Origin of the sequence: Kribbella sp. NPDC048928 (assembly GCF_043197975.1) — a bacterium.
Taxonomy (GTDB): Bacteria; Actinomycetota; Actinomycetes; order Propionibacteriales; family Kribbellaceae; genus Kribbella.
In genome coordinates, this window is record NZ_JBICUC010000003.1 from 629267 (window position 1) to 648357 (window position 19091).

The window sequence follows — 19091 nt, forward strand, 5'->3', positions numbered from 1 at the left end:
GTCCGGTGGAATCCGATCTCGTTGCCGTGCTGCGCTGTCCGGTCTGTACGGACGGGCTCGCGCTGGACGACCGTACAGCGCGGTGTTCGCGCGGGCACGCGTACGACCTGGCCAAGCAGGGCTACCTGAACCTGTTGCCCTCGGCCTCGAACGGCATCGAGGGCGACTCGGCCGCGATGGTCGGCGCCCGCACGGTCTTCCTCGGCACCGGGCACTACGCCCCGATCCGTGACGCGCTGATCTTGGCGGCCGGGCTCGGCGAGGACGACGTGGTGGTCGAGGTCGGCGCCGGCACCGCGTACTACCTGTCCGGCGTCCTCGGTACGTCGCAACGCCGCCGCGGCATCGCGCTCGACGTGTCGAAGTACGCCGCGCGCCGGGCCGCGAAGGTGGATCCACGGATCGCGTCCGTGGTCTGCGACGCCTGGCGCGAGCTGCCGCTCGTCGACGGGGCAGCGCAGGTGATGCTGAACGTCTTCGCGCCGCGCAATGCGGCAGAGATGGCGCGGGTGCTCGCGCCGGACGGCCGCCTGCTGGTGGTGACGCCGAACCAGCAGCACCTCGCCGAGTTGGTCGACGTACTCGGGATGGTCAGCGTCGACGAGGACAAGGAGCGCCGGCTGCGGGACTCGCTGGCGGGGGAGTTCGAACGGGTCGGCAGCGAGCCGGTCGAGGAGACCATGTTCCTCGACCGGACGGCTGTCGAGCAGTTGGTACTGATGACACCGAGCGCCCGGCACCTGAACTACCGCGAACTCCTGCAGCGGATCGCCGTACTGCCGGAACCGGCCATGGTCACCTTGTCGGTCACGCTCTCGGTGTGGAGGCGGACCTCCAGCACTCATCAATCGCCCTGAGGCCGGTGGGCGCACGCTCAGCGCGGTCCGCCGAAGGCAGTTGTGGAGTGCTGGGGATCCGCCTCCCGGGGCTCAGGCCGCGGTACCGATGACCTCGCGGGCCACGACGGTGCCGTGCTTCTCGGCGTCCACGTGGGCCTCGGACTCCGAGACCTTGGAGGCGTCGATGAGCTGCTCCATGCCCGGGGTGACCGGGGCCAGGGTGAGCTCGGCGGCGGCGGTCCGGATGTTCATGCCGAACACCTCGCCGAAGATCCGCTCCAGGTACGGCGTTGCGTGGTCCCAGCCGTGCTTCGGGGTCCCCGGGGCGTAGCCGCCGCCGCGGGCCAGCGCGAAGATCGCCGGACGGCCGGCGATCGGGCTCGGGCCGTGGACCAGTTCCTTGTCGATCAGCAGCAGGTCGATCCAGGTCTTCACGTTCTGGGCGATGCCGTAGTTGTACAGCGGGACGGCGAGCAGCACGGCGTCGGCGGCGCGGAGTTCCGCCGCGACGTCCGCGGCGATCGCCTTGGCCTCGTCGAGCGGCATCCGGTCGGAGTCGGCCACCGGCTCCTGGCCCACCTGGGCCGCGGCCAGCGTCGGCCACACCGTCGCGGGCAGCGGGTGCTGCCCGAGGTCACGCCGTACCACGACACCGTCCGGGTGCTCCGCCTTCCAGGCGGCCTCCGCGCTGTCCGCCAGGGCGCGGGACACCGAACCGTCCAGCCGGATGCTGGCGTCGACGCGTAGCAGGGTGCTCATGTCTTGGGTCTCCATCGGTTGAGGGGGCGAGCTCGGTTTGAGCTGTACTGAAGATAATCTGTGAAGCAGAACATATTCAAGTCAGATCGTATTCCGGGTGGCGTACGCCACGTAGGATGGGGGCATGTCCAGTACTTCTCCCGAGGTCGCGGCCCGGGGTGCTCACGGGATGGAGCCTCAGGTCGCCAGCGGTGCGCCTGTCGAGGCCGATCTCGGCTGGGCGCTGGGCGTCGTCTTCCGGCAGTACGCGAAGGCGTCGGCGGCGGCCCTGGAGGGTCTGCCCGGTGGGCCGCGCGGCTACCAGGTGCTCGCGACGACCAACTCGGAGGGGCCCAAGCGGCAGCTCGATCTGGCTGCGCAGCTGGGCGTCGACCGGACCGTCATGACGTATCTCCTGGACGACCTGGAGAAGGCCGGCCTCGTGCAGCGCAGGCCGGACCCGGCCGACCGCCGCGCGCGGCTGATCGCGCCGACCGACGCCGGCGTCGAGGCGCTGTGCGACCTGGAGCGGCGGCTGCGCCGGACCGAGGACGAGGTCCTGGGGATTCTCGACGAGTCGGAGCGATCGAGCTTCCGGATGCTCCTGCAGCGCCTCGCGATGAAGGCCAACGCGGTCGACCCGCTGCACAACGCGTGCGTCCTGGCCGAAGCCGAGGACCCAGCCAGTACCTAGGCCGTGTCTCAGTGCAGCGGGACGAAGCCTGACTCGTAGGCGCGGATCACGGCCTGGGTGCGGTCGCGGGCGTTCAGCTTCGCGAGCACGTTCGCGACGTGGGTCTTGACCGTCTGCAGCCCGAGGATCAGCTCCGCCGCGATCTCGGCGTTCGACAGCCCGCGGGCCATCAGCCGCAGCACCTCCTGCTCGCGTTCGGTCAGCTGGTACTCGGTGAGGCCGCTCGGTGCCGGCGTACCCAGATGCGCCAGCGCGAGCGCGCGGATCGCTTCCGGGAACAGCAGCGACTCGCTGTGCGCGACGGTCCGGATCGCCGCGATGATGTCGTCCGGCGGCGTCCGCTTGAGCAGGAACCCGGACGCGCCTGCGCGCAGCGCGTCGTACACGTAGTCGTCGTTCTCGAACGTCGTGACGACCAGGACGCGCGGCGCCGGATCGAGGCTGTCGAGCAGCAGCCGGGTCGCCTGGATGCCGTCCACCGCGGGCATCCGGACGTCCATCAGCACGACGTCCGCCCCGGTACGGCGGACCAGCGGGAGCACCTCGGCGCCGTCACCGGCCTCGCCGACGACCGTGAGGTCCTCCTCGGCGTTGATGATCGCGCGCAGCCCGCTGCGGATCAGCGGTTCGTCGTCGACCACGACCACGGACAGGTTCATGTCGTCCCCTTCGTCACGCTGACCGGCAGGCGTACGGCCAGTTGCCAGCCCGGGCCGTCCGGAAGGCCGATCGGGCCGGCCTCGACGGTTCCGCGCAGTACGGCGACCCTTTCACGGATCCCGGCCACACCGCGGCCGCCGCCCGAGTGGTCGGACCGGCCGCTGACCGGATTGCGCACCGTCAACTGCAGCCCGGACGCGTCGAGGCAGATCGAGAGCCGGACGACGAGTTCGCCGGCCGGGCGCCCGGCGTGCCGGATGGCGTTGGTCAGGCCTTCCTGGACGATCCGGTACGCCTCGCGGGAGACCGCCGCGGGCAGTTGGTCCAGGTCGCCCGTGCGTTCGACCTCGATCGTGATGCCGCCGGCGCGAGTGGCGTCGACGAGCCGGTCCAGGCCGCCGAGGGTGGCCTGTGGCGTCGTCCGGTCGCCCGGACGGCGGTCGTCGCGGAGCAGGCCCAGTACGTGGTCGAGATCGGCCAGCGCGGCGCGGGCCGAGGTCTCCATCGCGGCCAGCGCGTTCTCCGCGAACTCCGGATCGCTGGCCAGTACGCGCCGGGCGGCGGCGGCCTGGATGGTGACCAGACTGAGTGCGTGCCCGACGCTGTCGTGCAGCTCGCGCGCCAGACGGTTGCGCTCGGCAAGCGTCGCGGTCTGCTTCTCGAGCAGCTCGATCCGCTCGGCGGCGGTCGGGCCGAGGACCTGCGGCGCCAGGTAGGCCAGCAGTGCGCCGACGGCCGCGGACAGCAGGAACAGGCCGACGAGTCCGCCGATCGCTGCCGCCGGCATCCACAGGTCGGTCCAGTTGCCGTGGATGTCGTACGACCAGCCGGGCACGATGTCGCGGGTTCCGGCGGAGCGGAACGGTGCGGCCAGCCAGATCGCGCCGAGGCCGAAGACGATCGTGCTCAGGATGCCGATCGCACCGCCCGCAATCAGGTGCAGGCAGAACCACAGTGCCGTACGCCGCCGTTGTGGCCAGGTTCGCGCCGGGCCGAGCGGCCGCTCCTCGAAGCGCACCGCGAGCAGCGACTCGACTGCAATGCCCTCGACCTCACGGACCGCGGGCAGCAGCCCGAGCACCAACGGCGGGATCAGAGCGATCAGCACCCAGAGGATGCCGGTGGCAACCTTCGGCAGGTCGAGGCCGTTCAGGACCGCGCCGAGTGCACTGTCCACGAGGATGAACGCGAGCACCAGCGCGGCGCCCAGCAGCAGGTACACCCAGCGCAGGTACGTCGACGTACGCAGCAGGCAACTGATTGCCTGCCACACCCGTCGCGCCACCGTTCGCACGCCTCCATCCTGTCAAAGCCGGGGGAGCGTCACCTCCCTCCCCGGAGTGATCGCGGGAAACCGGCCGCGTGACGTGGGCAGTATCACGAGAAGGTTGAGGGTTTACGTAAATTTGACGCAATGCCGGCAGGTTCGGTCCCTGCGGGCGTCGCGATCTGCTGCGCAGGCAGGTACGGTCTGTGGTCGGGGCGGGTGTCCGTCCGTGAGGTTGTGTCTACGGACAGGTATGGGGAACAGCTCCAGGACGGGTGGCAGGCAGGACTGCGAGGGCCCGGTACGGCGGACGTTAAGTCCCCGTGAAGTCCCCGCAGCTGGATTGACCACCTTTCCGGATTTGATGTTTGATCAAATATCGGGACGAGAGAGGTCGATATGAGGTTGAGGCGTTCCGTCATCGCCCTGATGGCGGTCCTGGGGCTCGCCATGGTGAGTGCTTGCAACGGTGGTGACGACAAGGCGGCCGACGGCGACGGTCTGCAGAAGGTCAACTACCTGACGTCGTTCGGTGCCTTCGGTCGCGAGGCGTACGCGTACGTCGCGCTCGAGAAGGGTTACTTCAAGGACGCCGGTTTCGACGTCAAGATCACGCCCGGCAGCGGGACCGTGGACGTCATGAAACTGGTGGCCGGCGGTCAGGCCGACTACGGCATCGGAGACTTCACCGGGTTCGCGATCACTCTCGCCAACCAGAAGCTGCCGGTCACGACGGTCGGCGCGATCCACCAGCGGTCGATGGCCGCGATCATGTCGCTGGAGGGCCTGGGCATCAACAAGCCGCAGGACCTGGTCGGCAAGACCATCGGCGACCAGCCGGGCTCCACCAACACGGTGATGTTCCCGGTCTACGCCGCGGCGGTCGGCATCGATCCGAAGTCGGTCACGTTCCTGCCGTCGCCGCCGCCGGGACTGCCGAAGCTGCTGGCGTCGGGCAAGGTGCCGGGCATCGGGCAGTTCGTGGTCGGTGAGCCGCTGGTCGCGAAGGCCGACAGCAAGCACCGCAAGGTGATCACGCTGCCGTACGGCGATCATGTGCCGGACCTGTACGGGAACGCAATCATCACCCGGTCCGACCTGGCCAAGGAGCACCCGGACCAGGTCAAGAAGTTCATGAACGCGCTGCTCAAGGGTCTGCAGGACACCTACGACGACCCGGCCGCGGCGGCCACGATCATGAAGAAGTACGTGCCTGAGCTGGACGTCGACGTCGCCACGGCGGAGCTCAAGATCATGCAGGCCTACATCAAGCCCGAGAACTTCAAGGGCCCGCTCGGCGAGCTCACGGCGGACCGGGTGAAGAAGGTCATCTCCCTGCTCGAGCAGTCGCACGCGATCCCGCAGGGCTCGATCAAGCCCGAGGACATCGCGACGCTGGACCTGGCCCCGAAGAGCTGAAGTCAGGAGTACGAAAACCGGATGATTCGCCTGGACGGTGTGGGGCAGGTCTTCGATGGACGCGAGGGCCGGGTGACCGCCCTCGAGAAGATCGACCTGCACGTTCGCGGCGGTGAGTTCGTCACGCTGATCGGCCGGTCTGGCTGTGGCAAGTCCACGCTGCTCCGGCTGATCGCGGGACTGCTGCCGCCGACGTCCGGCACGGTCCAGGTGGCGGGGGAGCCCGTCACCGGACCACGCCGGGACGTCGCGTTCATGTTCCAGCGGCCGGCGCTGCTGCCGTGGCGCAGCGTGCTGTCGAACGTGATGCTGCCGGTCGAGATCGACCGCGGTGCCCGGGCCAGGGCGGCGTACCGGGACCGGGCCCACGAGCTGCTCGAGCTGGTCGGGCTGCAGGGATTCGAGCGCCGGCTGCCGCACGAGCTGTCCGGCGGGATGCAGCAGCGGGTGTCGTTGTGCCGGTCGCTGATCCGCGACCCGCAAGTCATGTTGATGGACGAACCGTTCTCCGCGCTCGACGCGCTCACCCGGACCGAGCTGTCCGAGGAGCTGCAGCGGATCAAGATGGAACTGTCCACGACGATCGTGTTCGTCACGCACTCGATCGAGGAGGCCGTCGTGCTCGCGGATCGCGTGGTCGTACTGACTCCGCGGCCGGGCCGGATGCGGGAGGTCGTCGACATCGGCATCCCGCGGCCGCGCAGCCTCGGCCAGAACGCGCACCTCACGCAGGTCGCGGAGATCAGCGGTCGGCTGCACGCGCTGCTTTCCGAAAAAAGCGGCAGCGAAAAGGGTGGGACCGAGGCAGACGGCGCTGGGCAGGACGCGCGGTCGGTACAGGATGTGCGGCCGTGACGGGCAAGCGTTCCTGGCTGACGACGTCCCCGATCGCGGCCGTGCTGCTGCCGGTCGTCGGCCTGCTCGCGGCGATCGGGCTGTGGTGGGGTGCGACGATCGTGTTCGCGATCGAGCCGTTCCTGCTGCCGAGCCCGTGGGACGTCGTGGTCAAGTTCTTCGACGAACCCGGCCCGCTGCTCGCGCACACCGGGACGTCGCTGCTCGAGACCGTCGAGGGCTTCCTGCTGGCGATCGCGATCGGCGTACCGATCGCGCTGGTGATCGTCCGCTCCGTGGTCCTGGAGCGGCTGGTGTACCCGCTGCTGCTGATGGTGAACTCGATCCCGAAGGTGGCGATCGCGCCGCTGCTGGTGATCTGGATGGGTTTCGGGCAGTGGCCGAAGGTCGTGATGGTGCTGCTGATGAGCTTCTTCCCGATCGTGATCTCGACCGCGCAGGGGATGAAGTCGACGCCGACCGAGCTGGTCGAGCTGATGCGGTCGCTGAACGCGAGCCGGGCGCAGGAGTTCTTCAAGCTCCGGCTGCGGTACGCGATGCCGCAGATCTTCACCGGGTTCAAGGTGGCGATCTCGCTGGCGGTGATCGGTTCGGTGATCTCCGAGTTCGTTGGCGCCACCAAGGGACTCGGTTACGTCATCCAGCAGTCCGGCGCGAGCGCCGACACCACCCTGGCGTTCGCCGCGGTCTCCCTGCTGAGCGTGATGAGTCTGGTCCTCTTCTACGGCCTCACCCTCCTGGAACATCTGCTCCTCCCATGGGCGCAGGAGAAGCGATGACCGTGTCAATGCCACGCCTCCGGCGCGGCGGGTCAGCGGGCTGTGGCTCCCGTCCTTCCCTCGTCGCTGCGCTCCTCAGTCCAGGACGGGAGGCCCGATGACCGCTCAAGCATCAGATGCGGATCGGCGGGTGCTGGTACGGCCCGAGTGGTTGGAGGCGACGATCTCGGCGGTGTTCGGCGCGCTCGGGTTCGAGTCTGCGGACGCGACCGAGATCGCGGCCGCGCTCGTCGAGGCGGACCTGCGCGGCGTCAGCTCGCACGGCGTGATGCTCGTCCCGATGTACGTGGAACGCCTGAACGCGGGCGGCGTGACCCGGGAACGTGAGCTCGACATCCTGTTCGACGCCGGGGCCGCGATGGTGGTGGACGCCCGCGGCGGCATGGGGCAACTGTCCAGCCCGCAGGCGATGGGGTACGCGATCGAGCGTGCCGGCCGCTACGGGATCGGCATCGTCTCGGTCCGCAACGCACACCATTTCGGGGCCGCGAGCCGCTGGGCGATGCAGGCGGGCGTCGCCGGGTGTATCGGTATCGCAATGTCCAACACCACGCCGCTGATGCCCGCACCGGGCGGTGCCGAGCGGCTGGTCGGGAACAACCCGCTGGCCATCGCCGTACCGACCACAGCCGGCGTGGAGATCGTGCTCGACATGGCCTTGTCGGCCGTTGCCCTGGGCAAGATCCGGCTCGCCTCGTCGGCCGGCCGGACGATTCCGGACACCTGGGCGACCGACGCCTCCGGTACGCCGACCACGGACCCGGACGAGGCCGTCCTGGGCATGCTGCTGCCGGCGGCGGGCCACAAGGGATTCGGGCTGGCGCTGATGATCGACGTACTCACCGGCGTACTGAGCGGTGGCGGCTGGGGCGACCAGGTCCGCCCGCTGTACCGGGAGCCGGACCGGCCGAACGACTGCGCCCACCTGTTCCTGGCGATCGACCCGGAGCTGATGGGCGGCGTGGAGGACTTCCGGCGGCGCTCGTCCGGACTGGCGGCGCGGGTGCGCGGGAGTGCGACCGCGCCGGGCGTGAACCGGCTGTACCTGCCGGGTGAGATCGAGGCCGAGCGCGCGGCGCAGCAGCGGCGCAACGGCGTACGGATCGAGAGGTCGGGGCTCGACGGGCTGCTGGCGGCCGCGCGTGCGGTCGGTGCCGTCGTACCGGCCGGAGGGGTGCTGAGCTGATGCCGAAGACACAGGTTTCCACCGATGCGCTGCGGAGCCCGAACGGGGTGTTCTCACAGGCCACCACGATCGAGGCGACCGGGCGGCTGGTGTTCGTCTCCGGGATGACCGCGCGTCGCCCGGACGGCAGCATCGCCGGTGTCGGGGATGTCCGGGAGCAGACCCGTCAGGTACTGGAGAACGTGAAGGCCGCAGTCGAGGCGGCCGGCGGCACGCTGGCGGACGTCTGCCGGGTCGACGTGTACGTCCGGAACATGGAGGACTTCGCCAAGATCCACGAGGTCCGCGCGCAGTACTTCACCGAACCCTTGCCGGCCTCGACGATGGTCGAGGTCAGCAAGCTCGCCAATCCTGACTATCTGATCGAGATCTCTGCGATCGCAGTGGTCTCCTGACCGGGGGTGATTGTCTTGCGTGGCGTCGAGTGGACTTGAGATGAGATACGTGATGGTGGAGCACGCCGGGGACGTGGTGCCCGGCGTGCTCTCCGGAGAATCGGTACAGTTGCTTGATGCAACAGACCTGACCGAGGTGATCACTGCCGATGCTCAGGTAGTGGACGAGATCCCTTATCGGGAAGGGGATCTGCGGGCTCCGCTGCGGCGGTTCCGGCGGGACATCCTCTGTACGGGGTGGAACTACTGGGACCACTTCGAGGAGAGCAAGGGCAAGCGCGAGGGTCAGGACGTCGACCGGCCGTTGCACCCGACGTTCTTCACCAAGGGCCCCGACGTGGTGATCGGGCCGTACGACGACATCGCCTGGGACCCGGCGATCTCCGCCAAGTGGGACTACGAGGCCGAGGTCGCTCTGGTGATCGGCCGTACCGGTAAGAACATCGCTGTCGAGGACGCCCTCGACCACGTCTGGGGCTACACGCTCGCGAACGACGTGTCGCAGCGGGACCTGCAGCGTGCGCACGGCGGCCAGTGGCTGAAGGGCAAGAGCATCGACGACACGATGCCGCTCGGCCCGTGGATCGTCACGGCCGACGAGCTCGGGGACCCGCAGGACATCCACCTGCAGTGCCTGGTGAACGGTGAGGTCCGGCAGGACGCGTCGACGCGGCAGATGGCGTTCGACGTGGCCACACTGATCAGTGAGCTGTCCTTCGGGATGACGTTGCGCCCCGGCGACCTACTGCTCACCGGTACGCCGGCGGGTATCGGGAACGCCCGCGAACCGCAGGTGTTCCTGCAGGACGGTGACGTGGTCGTCACCCGAGCCGACAAGCTCGGAGAGCTGCGCAACCGGGTGACTCGCGCATGAGCGGCCCGTTGGAGCTGCTGCCTGGTGGTGGCAAGGGCGGTCGCCGTACGCTCGCCGAGCACGCCGCCGCCGAGCTGCATCAGCTGATCCTGTCCGGCGAGCTTCCGAGCGGTACGCCGTTGCGCCTGGTCGAGCTGGCGAGCCGCCTCGAGATGAGCCAGATGCCGGTCCGCGAAGGCCTGCGCAGGCTGGAGGCGCTGGGGCTGGTCGAGATCATCCCGCACCGTGGTGCCTGGGTCCGTGACCTGTCGTTGACGGACCTGCGCGACACGCATGAGACGCGGCTCGCGCTGGAGAGTCTCGCTGTCCGGGCGGCGGCGGCCCGCTTCACCGACGAGGACCTGAAGAAAGCAGCTGCCGCGCTGGCCGAGCACCTGCGGTTGTCGCGCGCCGAGGAGTCCGCGGGCGCCCGGGACGCGCATGCGGAGTTCCACTTCACGATCTACCGCGCGAGCGGCTCCCAGTGGTTGCCGCGAGCAATCGAGCCGGTGTGGCAGAACAGCGAGCGGTACCGGTTCGGCGGTCGTCAGACCGCGTTCCTGATCGAGCGGAGCCGGCAGGAGCACCAGGCGATCCTGGATGCCTGCGTGGCACGCGACCCGGATGCGGCCGAGCAGGCACTGCGCAGCCACCTGGCCGGTGCGTTCCAGCGGATCACCGACACCATGACGTCGAAGCACAAGGACCTGTCGTGAAGGCGCGCTTCGACGCGACCGGTGAGGTCGTGGTGATCTCGGGTGGTGCACGCGGAATCGGTGCCGCGCTGGCAGCCGGGGTGAACGCTGCGGGCGGTACTGCGGTGGTCCTGGACGTCGTGGCACCGCCGGCCGGTGTTGAGCACGTCCAGGTGGACGTAGCGGACCGGTCCGCTGTCACGGAGGCTGTCGCTGGTGTGCTGGCGCAGTACGGGCGGATCGACGGCCTGGTCGCCGGCGCCGCGGTGCAGCCACGGTCCACGGTGCTCGAGCTGGAGCCGGCCGAGTGGTCCCGGACTTTGCAGGTGAACCTGGACGGTGTGGTCTGGCTGTGTCAGGCCGTCGTACCGCACATGGTGGCGCGGCAGTCCGGCTCGGTGGTGGTGTTCACATCCGGGATGGCGTCGACCGGTTACCCGGGCGCTGCGGCGTATGCGGCGAGCAAGGCGGCGCTGGTGGCCTTCGCCAAGACCCTTGCTGCTGAGGTGGTCGCGGACCGGGTACGGGTGAACGTGGTCGCACCAGGGGTGATCGACACCGAGCAGTTCCGCGGTGCGAACGCGGGTGCGGACCGCGAGCACTGGCAGGACACCATAGGTGTCGGCGACCCCGAAGACGTGGTCGGTCCGTTGCTCTTCCTGCTGTCCGACGCGGCCGCGATGACCGGGTCGGTGCTGACCAGGGAACGTGCTTTTACCAAGCTCACGAGCTTTGTGGAGTGAATCTGTGACTGAACAGCTTCCTGTTGCCGTAGTGGGTGCAGGCCCGATCGGGCTGACGACAGCGCTCGGTCTGGCGCATTACGGCATCCCGTACGTACTGCTGGAGGAGGACGCCGTACTGTCCTCCGACACCAAGGCCGGTACGACGCTCAGCCGGACGCTGGAGATCTGGAACCGGTACGGCGCCGTGGACCGCATCCTCGGCGCGGCGCTGCGGATCGACGAGATCGGCGACATCGACCGCGCCACCAACACGCCTCGCGCCTCGGTGCAGCTGGCGGAACTGGTCAACGACACCCGGTTCCCGTTCGTGATCAACCTGCCGCAGCAGAAGATGGAGCCGCTGCTCGCCGCAGCACTGCCGGAGCCGGTACGGACGCAGCACCGGATGACGTCGTTCGAGGTCCGTGACGACCGCGTCGTACTGCAATTGGAGACACCGGACGGTCCGCAGGAGCTGGAGGCGTCGTACTTGCTGGCCTGTGACGGTGGGCGTTCGCGGATCCGCGATGCGCTCGGCGTGAAGGTGGTGGGGGAGACCCTGGCCGAGCGGTACATGCTGATCGACGTCGTGGTGGACCTGGACGTCGACAACGCCCGGGACTACCCGTACCTCGCCTACTTCGCGGACAAGTCCGAGTGGATGGTGCTGATCCGGCAGCCCGACAACTGGCGGTTCCTGTTCCCGCTGGCGGCCGGGGCCGACGCGCCGGGCGAAGAGGACATGCTTGTGAAGGTGAAGCAGTTCATCGGCGAGGTGGACAAGATCGAGCTGATGGGTTCGGTCGTCTACAACGTGCACCACCGGGTCGCGGAGCAGTGGACCAAGGACCGCAGGGTGTTCCTGATGGGCGACGCGGCGCACCTGATCACCCCGATGTGGGCGCTCGGGCTGAACACCGGTGCGCTCGACGCGTCGAACCTCCCGTGGCGGCTGGCCTGGGTGCTGCGTGGCTGGGCCTCTCCAGAGTTGCTGGACGGCTACGAGCGCGAGCAGCGACCGGTGGCGATCGAGGGCTCGGGAGAGATGGCTGAGGCGGCGCGGAAGTACATGTCCTTCCAGCGTGGTGCTGTCACCGAGGACACGGGGCCGTGGGCAACGGCGTACAACCGGACGCTGCTCAGTGTGCGGCTGGACGTCGAGGGTGTGGGGGACTGGTCGATGGTGGCGACGTCTGCCGCACCACCTGCGGTGCGGGCGGGTGATCGAGCCCCGGACCTGGTCCTGCAGAGCCCGACCGGTCGTACGGCGATCCATGACCTGTGCCGGCACTCGTTCGTGGCGCTGTACTTCACCGACGTACGCCGACGCCCGGAGATCCCCGTGAACGGCTCGCCCGCGTTGCAGCACTATGCGGTGTCCCGCTGGGACGCGCCGCACGACTCTGGCCTGCGCGACCGGGCCCTGTTCGACCCGGGCAGCGTCGCCACGAACCGGTACGGCGTGCCGGCGGAGAGCGTCGTACTGATCCGCCCTGACGGTCACGTCGCCGCGGTGGCTCCGATGGGTCCTGGTGTGGCTGCGGAGCTGTACGAGCGTGTCACTGGTCGGGAGGCGCCGTGAGTTTCAACGAGCCGTTGCAGGAGATCCTGCTGCAGACGGACGACCTGGAGTGGGTGCAGAAGTCGCTGGCCGGGCTGTCCCACAAGATGCTGTGGCGGGACCCGGTGACCCAGGCCTCGATCGCGCTGGTGCGGTTCGAGAAGGGATCCGGCATCCCGTCCGAGCACAAGCACGCCTCGAACCAGTTCATGTTCTGCCTGTCCGGCCGGTACGTGTACCTGCCGACCGGCACGACGCTGACCAAGGGCAGCTTCTACTGGAACCCGAAGGGCGTGGTGCACGGGCCGACGCGGGCGGAGGAGACTTCCGTACTGCTGGAGGTGTACGACGGTCCGCACTACCCGGAGCGGCCCGAGTTCTACGACAACGACGAGGACGCCCGCTGACATGGCCGGCTGGGACATCCACACGCACCTGATCCCGCCGACCGTCCTGGCGGCGGCGCACCGGGGTGAGTTCGCGCTGTCCGTCGACAACGGCTCGCTGCTCGTCGACGGGGAACGGCTGCCGCTGGGCCGGCTGGCTGACCCCGCCGCGCTGCTGCACTGGGTGGCGTCACAGGACCTGGACGGTGCTGTGGTGTCGGTGCCGCCGGCCCTGTTCCGGTACGAGGCGGGAGTCGAGTGGGCCGAGTTGGTGAACCAGGGCCTTCGGGAGCTCGCCACACCGCAGCTGCGCGTCCTGGCGCAGCTGCCGTTGCTGGATCCGTCCGCAGCGTCGGTTGCGGCCGGACTGGCTGGGGAGGGCGTCTTCAGCGGCTTCGCCATCGGTACGCCGAGCTATGCGGGGCTGGACCCGCTCTGGCGGGTGCTGGACGCGGCCGAGGCGTTCACGCTGATTCATCCGGGTGCCAGTGACGACAAGCGGCTTGATTCGTTTTATCTGTCGAACCTGTTGGGGAATCCGTACGAGACCGGAGTGGCGGCGGCTTCGCTCGTCTTCGCGGACGTGCCGGGGCGGTTTCCGGGGATCCGGTTCTGCCTGTGTCATGGGGGTGGTGTGACGGCGGCCGTCGCCGGACGGTGGCAGCGTGGGATCGACCAGGCCCGGCCGGGGATCGCCCCGGTGTCCCTGCCGGTCGCCGAGGCGCTGCGCCGGTTCTACGTGGACGATCTGGCGCACGACGACGCCGTACTGGAACTGCTGGCTTCGACGTTCGGGGCCGAGCGGGTGCTGGCCGGGAGCGACTGGCCGTTCCCGATGGGCAGCGACGAGGTGTCCACCGAGCGGGCCGCGGGGCAGTCCGCGGCGGTCGAGGTGCTGACCCGGCCGCTCGCGCGGGAGGTCTCCGCGGAGTGAGACAGGTGCTTCGTCTGGTCGAGGGTGTGATCAGATATCAAATCGTGGGGAACGGGGTAATGGTGTGAGTACACGGGGGACTGTTTTGCAGAGTCATGGGCCAGGTGAGCAGCTCAAGGCCGACGAGGTCGAGCTGAGCGCCGGGCCCGGTGAGACGTTGGTGGAGATGCGGCTTGCGGCGGTGACTCCACTTGACCGTTCGACGCTGACCGGCAAGCAGCCGTGCGTGCCGTTCGTGCCGGGATCCGAGGGCGCCGGTGTGGTGCTGAGCTCGGACGTGGCACCGGCCGGCGCGGCGGTCGTCATCCGCGGTGAGGGTGTCGGTGTGACACGCCACGGCGTCTGGGGGCGGTACGCCGTCGTACCGGACGCTGCCGTGCACCTGCTGCCGGCGTCGCTGGAGCCGGCTGTGGCGCTGGCGTTGCTGACACCGGCGTTGACCGCACACACCGCAGTACGTCAGGTGGCCGACGTACTGCCCGGGGAGACCGTCGTGGTCACCGGTGTGAACGGCCTGCTCGGACAGATGTGTGCTGCGATCGCACGGGCAGCTGGAGCCGCCAGGGTGATCGGGCTGGTGTCTCTGGACGACGCTGAGGACAATGCGGCCGGGCTGGTCGACAAGATCGTCCGTGTGGATGGCCTCGGACAGGTAGGGCGGGAGCTGCCTTGGTGTGACGCGGTTGTCGACACCATGGGCGGACCAGTGACCGGTGGAGTGCTCGGGCATGTGTCCCCGGGCGGGCGGATCGCCGTACTCGGCTACAAGGCCGGAGAGTTCACCACGATCAACCTGCATCAGCTGGTCGGCCGCGGCCTGCGAGTGCTGCCCGTGAACCTGCAGCGGACCACGCTGGCATCCGATGCGGTCGGCCAGGCACTGGCTGATCTTGCCGGCGCTCCGACGAGCTGGCGAGCGCAGTACGACGTCGTACCGGCGGACCGGATCGGTGAGGTGCTGGAGCGGCAGTCGGGACGGGTGCTGCTGGACCTCACCACCCTGCCGGTGGCCTAGACCATTGGTATTTGCTGAGCAATCTGACCGTGAAGGGCGTCAGAAGCCCGGTCGGCGGCTACGGTACCTCCAAAGAGGAGAGAGGCAGCCCGCTACTGATGATCCGACGACTCGAGCTGACGCCTGGGGGGCCGACGGGCCGACGGACGCTCGCCGAGGAAGCCGCCGCCGAGCTGCACGAGCTCATCCTGTCCGGCGAACTCCCCAGTGGTACGGCGCTCCGGCTCGAGGAGCTCGCCAAGCGGCTGGACATGAGCCAGATGCCGATCCGGGAAGGGCTGCGGCGGATGGCCGCGCTCGGACTGGTCGAGATCGTCCCGCACAAGGGCGCCTGGGTGCGGGAGCTGTCGATGGAGGACCTGCGCGACACCCACGCGACCCGGCTGGCGCTGGAGTCGCTGGCGGTCCGGGCGGCCGCGACGCGGTTCTCCGACTCGGACGCGTCGACCGCGCGGACGGCGCTCGCAGAGCACGTCCGGCTGGCGAAGCTGGGCGACAACATCGCCTCCCGGCAGGCGCACACCGAGTTCCACTTCGCGATCTACCGGGCCGGCGGCTCGCGGTGGCTGCCGCGCGCGATCGAGCCGGTCTGGCAGAACAGCGAGCGCTATCGGTTCGGTTCCCGGCGGACGAAGGCCCGGATCGAGCAGACCCGTCGCGAGCACCAGGCCATCCTCGACGCGTGCACCGCGCACGACGAGGACGGCGCGGAGGCCGCACTGCGCCAGCACCTCGAGGGTGCCATGGAGCGCATCACCCAGACGATGGAGCGGCGCTCGAAGAAGTGAGCTCCTCGAACCGGTCGTGATCCCAGCCGGTCGCGTCGAAGACCGCACGCAGCAGTAGCCCGTCACTGCTGGCACGGTGCGTCGTCATGAGCTCTTCGAGTGGCTTGCTGCCCAGGCCGTCGTAGTACGCGTCCAGTGCCTGCCGACGGCGCTGCTCGGACGCACCACCGATCGTCTCCAGCGGTACGTCGCATCCTTTGACGAGGCCTGAGCCGACCTGCTGGCCAGGTGCGAGCTGTTGGACCAGGTGCTCACCTGCGCGTACGTCGTCCGTTCTTACGCGGGCGCCGAGGACGCGGCACTGGACATGTGCTTGCTGGACACGTGCTCGCTGGACGGCCTGTGAGATGGCGATGTGGTCCGGGTGACCGGTCAGGCCGTCACTGCCTACGGTGAGGATGAGCTCCGGATGGAGCGTTTTGACTGCTGCCTCGACTGCTGCGGTCAGGGCGCTTGGATCTGCGGCCGCGGGAGTGCGTGGTCCGTTGCGGCCGCCGTCGTCGATCCACTGGTCCGGTGCGCCGAGCCAGTCCCACTCCGCGATGCCTAATAGTGCGCAGGACGCGGACAGGTGGTCGGACGCTCCGTGCATGCCGGCGGTAGCGACCCGCAGTACGACATGCCAGCCCTGCTCGCTCAGTACGGAGGTTGCGGCGCCGGTCGCGAACACCTCATCGTCGGGATGCGCGTGGACGACAAGCGCGGTACGCATCAGTCAGCCAGTCGTGCCGGGAACCCGCCCGTGGCGATCGGGCTCCAGCGCTCCGGGGTGATCCGGATGAGGCACTTGCCCTGCTTCACCATCGCCTCGCGGTACTCGTCCCAGTCAGGGTGCTCGCCGGAGATCGCCCGGTAGTAGTCGACCAGCGGCTCCACCGCGTCCGGCAGTTCGATCACCTCACCGCTGCCGTCCACCTGCACCCAGGCGCCGTTCCAGTCGTCCGACAGCACGACCACGGCGGCCTTGCCAGAGCGCTTCACGTTCGTACTCTTGGCGCGCTCCGGGTACGAGGAGATGACGAGCCGTCCCTCGGTGTCCACACCGCCCGACACCGGCGACGCCTGCACCGTCCCGTCCGCCCTGGTGGTCATCAGCAACATGTGGTGCCGCGGCCGTACGAACTCCAGCAGCTCGTCGAGCCCGACCTTGGTGTTGGTGGCGATTGATCTTGGCATGGCTCTTACCCTATGTCCGACGGGGCGATGAGGTGCTCCAGTTGGTCGTCGGTGAGCTGGTTGATGAGGTGCTTGGCGCGCTGGGCCTGCGGCGTCGTGGGGAGCATGCCGTCCAGCAGATCGGGGAGCAGCAGTTCGTAGCCGGCCCGGGCGCGTGGGGTGTAGCGGTGGCGGGTGCGGGCGACCGCGGAGGACACCCGGATCGCATGCTCGTTCCCGGGCGGTACGCCGGGGCGGTCGGTCTCCCGTGCCGCGAAGCGGAAGCCGTTTGCCCGGTCGCAGCTCGCGCAGCCCTTCGTACCGGCGCCGAGGCGGGAGCCGCAGTCCGGACAGGTGAGTTGGTTCAGCGCTCCGTCCACGACGCGCCAGTCGAACTCCGAGGTGTCCTGCAGCACCACCTCGGCCAGGTCGCGCGCCTCCGGCGTCCCTGTGGGCACTCCGGAGTCGGCGCAGAAACTGTCCCAGGCGGCATCGATACTGTCCTCGACCTGCCGTACGGCGGCGGTGAACCGAGGGTGATCGACGCGTCGCATGCCTTCGGACTGTAGCCGGGTTCGGGGCTGTGGACGACCGGATTGACATGTTCGAACAGGTGTTCGAACATGGAGATATGACGGGGAGCGCGGCGCCGGTGAGTCGAGTTACAGCACTCGACCAGGCGCGCCTGCTCCTCGAACAGGCCAAGGCTCAGAAGGCCGCCAGGTCTGCGGATTCCGGTGCAGCTTTCGGCAGGGATTCCAGCAGAGGTTCCGGTGCAGATTCCGGTGCAGATTCCGGCGCGGATTCCGGTACTGGCCGCCTGGTTGCGGTCGGGAAGAGCCGGGTGCCTTCGATGGCTCGGGTGCAGCAGGCGCTGGACACGGCGGAGGTGGAGCGGGAGCTGCCGACGCATCCGGCGGTGCGGGAGTTGCTGGCGGGGGCGGGGCTGCGGGGCGGCTCGGCGTACTCGGTGCGGGGGAGTGCCGCGCTGGTGATGGCATTGATGGCCGGGCCGTCCGCGGAGGGAGCCTGGTGCGGTGTCGTCGGCGTGCCGTCGTTCGGGGCCGAGGCGGCACGTGGGCTCGGGGTGGACCTGGAGCGGCTCGTGCTCGTTCCTGATCCGGGCCGGGAGTGGCTCAGTGTCGTCGCCGCGCTGGTCGACGCGCTGACCGTCGTGGTGGTGCGGCCGCCGGGCGAGGTGACACCGGGGGAGGCATCCCGGCTCGCCGCGCGACTGCGGACCCGCAGCGCGATGCTGATCGCGTACGGGTCCTGGCCGGGCAGTGAGGCCCGTTTCGAGATCGAGAGCAGCACCTGGACCGGCCTCGGTGACGGCGAAGGACTGCTCGCCGCCCGCCGCGCTACCGTCGCGGTGTCCGGCCGCCGCGCCGCCGTACATGCCCGCAAGCGCGAGCTCTGGCTCCCCGCCCCCAACGGCGAAATCCGCCCCACAGATCAGGCTGCCGAAAATGCAGCAGACGACAACTCCGGCCCAACCACTGCCGACGGACTGCTGGAAACAGCCCGCCCGACCCCCCGCCACACACTGCGAGAGGAGCCGCTCCTCACAGACGAATACCCCGACCAAATCGAGGCCGTCGGCTAATGAACAGAACAACGCCAAAGGCCGGTGAGCCGAGTGGACGCTAATGGCCCCCGCCCCCGCCCGGGAGACCCGCTCCCCGGATCATGCTGCGGGGAATGCGGCGGACGTCCGCACCGGCCCAACCACTGCCGGCGGACTGCTGGGAGCAGCCCGCCCGACCCCACGACCGGCCCCTCGCCACACGCTACGAGAGAAGCCACTTCTCACAGACGAATACCCCGACCAAATCGAGGCCGTCGGCTAATGAACAGAACAACGCCAAAGGCCGGTGAGCCGAGTGGACGCTAATGGCCCCCGCCCCTGCCGCGGAGGATCCCGGATCATGCTGCGGGACGTGCGCACCCGCCGTCGACGGTGGCATCCCGTGACGCGTCGAGGGCGGAGCGGTAGGGCGGACGCCCGCCCAGGGCAGCCGCTGTGGACGGGCGGGTGGAAGCAGCCCGCACGAGGCAGCGGGCGGAGTCCCGCCGCGCGCTGCGGGAGGAGCCGCTCCTCGCAGGTGAGTGGCCCGACCAAATCGAGGCGGTGGGCTGATGATCGA

At 69.1% G+C, this 19091-nt stretch carries 22 protein-coding genes; 16 read left to right on the top strand and 6 right to left on the bottom strand.

The window, feature by feature from the left end:
* The first annotated feature begins 5 nt into the window (after nucleotides 1-5).
* Nucleotides 6-857, top strand: coding sequence for a putative RNA methyltransferase (locus ACGFI6_RS16410; RefSeq protein WP_393119198.1), 852 nt, complete (start codon nucleotides 6-8; stop codon nucleotides 855-857).
* A gap of 72 nt (nucleotides 858-929) precedes the next feature.
* On the opposite strand, the gene ACGFI6_RS16415 is transcribed toward ACGFI6_RS16410, so the two are convergent.
* Complete coding sequence (locus ACGFI6_RS16415) at nucleotides 930-1598, bottom strand: FMN-dependent NADH-azoreductase (protein WP_393119200.1); 669 nt, start codon at nucleotides 1596-1598, stop codon at nucleotides 930-932.
* Nucleotides 1599-1722: 124 nt separating this feature from the next.
* Here ACGFI6_RS16415 and ACGFI6_RS16420 point away from each other — a divergent pair, with 124 nt between their 5' ends.
* Nucleotides 1723-2271 carry a MarR family winged helix-turn-helix transcriptional regulator gene (locus ACGFI6_RS16420; RefSeq protein WP_393119201.1) on the top strand — a complete coding sequence of 183 codons (549 nt, stop codon included), beginning with the start codon at nucleotides 1723-1725 and terminating at the stop codon, nucleotides 2269-2271.
* 8 nt (nucleotides 2272-2279) lie between these two features.
* Here the strand turns inward: ACGFI6_RS16420 and ACGFI6_RS16425 are convergent, their stop codons facing one another.
* Nucleotides 2280-2930: a response regulator gene (locus ACGFI6_RS16425; RefSeq protein ID WP_393119202.1), complete on the bottom strand. Its 651-nt coding sequence runs from the start codon at nucleotides 2928-2930 to the stop codon at nucleotides 2280-2282.
* Nucleotides 2927-4225: a sensor histidine kinase gene (locus tag ACGFI6_RS16430; protein WP_393119204.1), complete on the bottom strand. Its 1299-nt coding sequence runs from the start codon at nucleotides 4223-4225 to the stop codon at nucleotides 2927-2929. Before ACGFI6_RS16430 ends, ACGFI6_RS16425 begins: the two co-directional genes overlap by 4 nt.
* 372 nt (nucleotides 4226-4597) lie before the next feature.
* Between ACGFI6_RS16430 and ACGFI6_RS16435 the strand changes: the two genes are divergently transcribed.
* The 13 genes from ACGFI6_RS16435 (at nucleotide 4598) to ACGFI6_RS16495 (ending at nucleotide 15789) form a co-directional block, all read left to right on the top strand.
* Complete coding sequence (locus ACGFI6_RS16435; RefSeq protein WP_393119206.1) at nucleotides 4598-5617, top strand: ABC transporter substrate-binding protein; 1020 nt, start codon at nucleotides 4598-4600, stop codon at nucleotides 5615-5617.
* Between the two features lie 21 nt (nucleotides 5618-5638).
* Nucleotides 5639-6472, top strand: coding sequence for an ABC transporter ATP-binding protein (locus ACGFI6_RS16440; protein ID WP_393119208.1), 834 nt, complete (start codon nucleotides 5639-5641; stop codon nucleotides 6470-6472).
* Complete coding sequence (locus ACGFI6_RS16445) at nucleotides 6469-7251, top strand: ABC transporter permease (protein WP_393119210.1); 783 nt, start codon at nucleotides 6469-6471, stop codon at nucleotides 7249-7251. The genes ACGFI6_RS16440 and ACGFI6_RS16445 overlap by 4 nt, the downstream gene beginning before the upstream one ends.
* 97 nt (nucleotides 7252-7348) lie before the next feature.
* A complete protein-coding gene (locus ACGFI6_RS16450) occupies nucleotides 7349-8437 on the top strand; it encodes an Ldh family oxidoreductase (RefSeq protein WP_393119212.1) in 1089 nt (362 codons plus the stop codon).
* Nucleotides 8437-8832, top strand: coding sequence for a RidA family protein (locus ACGFI6_RS16455; protein WP_393119214.1), 396 nt, complete (start codon nucleotides 8437-8439; stop codon nucleotides 8830-8832). Before ACGFI6_RS16450 ends, ACGFI6_RS16455 begins: the two co-directional genes overlap by 1 nt.
* Nucleotides 8833-8872: 40 nt before the next feature.
* The gene (locus ACGFI6_RS16460) at nucleotides 8873-9706 is read left to right on the top strand and encodes a fumarylacetoacetate hydrolase family protein (protein WP_393119216.1); all 834 of its coding nucleotides are present in this window, start codon (nucleotides 8873-8875) and stop codon (nucleotides 9704-9706) included.
* Nucleotides 9703-10401 carry a GntR family transcriptional regulator gene (locus ACGFI6_RS16465; protein ID WP_393119217.1) on the top strand — a complete coding sequence of 233 codons (699 nt, stop codon included), beginning with the start codon at nucleotides 9703-9705 and terminating at the stop codon, nucleotides 10399-10401. The genes ACGFI6_RS16460 and ACGFI6_RS16465 overlap by 4 nt, the downstream gene beginning before the upstream one ends.
* Nucleotides 10398-11123, top strand: a complete 726-nt coding sequence (locus tag ACGFI6_RS16470) for an SDR family NAD(P)-dependent oxidoreductase (RefSeq protein ID WP_393119219.1) — start codon at nucleotides 10398-10400, stop codon at nucleotides 11121-11123. Before ACGFI6_RS16465 ends, ACGFI6_RS16470 begins: the two co-directional genes overlap by 4 nt.
* 4 nt (nucleotides 11124-11127) lie before the next feature.
* Nucleotides 11128-12687, top strand: coding sequence for an FAD-dependent monooxygenase (locus ACGFI6_RS16475; protein ID WP_393119221.1), 1560 nt, complete (start codon nucleotides 11128-11130; stop codon nucleotides 12685-12687).
* Nucleotides 12684-13073: a cupin domain-containing protein gene (locus tag ACGFI6_RS16480; RefSeq protein ID WP_393119223.1), complete on the top strand. Its 390-nt coding sequence runs from the start codon at nucleotides 12684-12686 to the stop codon at nucleotides 13071-13073. The genes ACGFI6_RS16475 and ACGFI6_RS16480 overlap by 4 nt, the downstream gene beginning before the upstream one ends.
* Before the next feature lies 1 nt (nucleotide 13074).
* Nucleotides 13075-13986, top strand: coding sequence for an amidohydrolase family protein (locus tag ACGFI6_RS16485; protein ID WP_393119224.1), 912 nt, complete (start codon nucleotides 13075-13077; stop codon nucleotides 13984-13986).
* Nucleotides 13987-14050: 64 nt separating this feature from the next.
* Nucleotides 14051-15001 (top strand): alcohol dehydrogenase catalytic domain-containing protein, encoded by a 951-nt coding sequence (locus ACGFI6_RS16490; protein ID WP_393119226.1) that lies wholly within the window; start codon nucleotides 14051-14053, stop codon nucleotides 14999-15001.
* A gap of 98 nt (nucleotides 15002-15099) precedes the next feature.
* Complete coding sequence (locus tag ACGFI6_RS16495) at nucleotides 15100-15789, top strand: GntR family transcriptional regulator (protein ID WP_393119228.1); 690 nt, start codon at nucleotides 15100-15102, stop codon at nucleotides 15787-15789.
* On the opposite strand, the gene ACGFI6_RS16500 is transcribed toward ACGFI6_RS16495, so the two are convergent.
* The 3 genes from ACGFI6_RS16500 to ACGFI6_RS16510 are packed head-to-tail and all read right to left on the bottom strand — an operon-like array spanning nucleotide 15755 to nucleotide 17498.
* Entirely contained in the window at nucleotides 15755-16501 is a 747-nt protein-coding gene (locus tag ACGFI6_RS16500) for a PIG-L deacetylase family protein (protein WP_393119230.1), read from the bottom strand. The two genes, ACGFI6_RS16495 and ACGFI6_RS16500, sit on opposite strands and share 35 nt — an antisense overlap.
* Nucleotides 16501-16965, bottom strand: coding sequence for a PPOX class F420-dependent oxidoreductase (locus ACGFI6_RS16505; RefSeq protein ID WP_393119232.1), 465 nt, complete (start codon nucleotides 16963-16965; stop codon nucleotides 16501-16503). Before ACGFI6_RS16505 ends, ACGFI6_RS16500 begins: the two co-directional genes overlap by 1 nt.
* 5 nt (nucleotides 16966-16970) lie before the next feature.
* Complete coding sequence (locus tag ACGFI6_RS16510; protein ID WP_393119234.1) at nucleotides 16971-17498, bottom strand: hypothetical protein; 528 nt, start codon at nucleotides 17496-17498, stop codon at nucleotides 16971-16973.
* 299 nt (nucleotides 17499-17797) lie between these two features.
* On the opposite strand from ACGFI6_RS16510, the gene ACGFI6_RS16515 reads away from it, so the two are divergent.
* Nucleotides 17798-18550 (top strand): hypothetical protein, encoded by a 753-nt coding sequence (locus tag ACGFI6_RS16515; RefSeq protein WP_393119236.1) that lies wholly within the window; start codon nucleotides 17798-17800, stop codon nucleotides 18548-18550.
* Nucleotides 18551-19091: the final 541 nt, after the last annotated feature.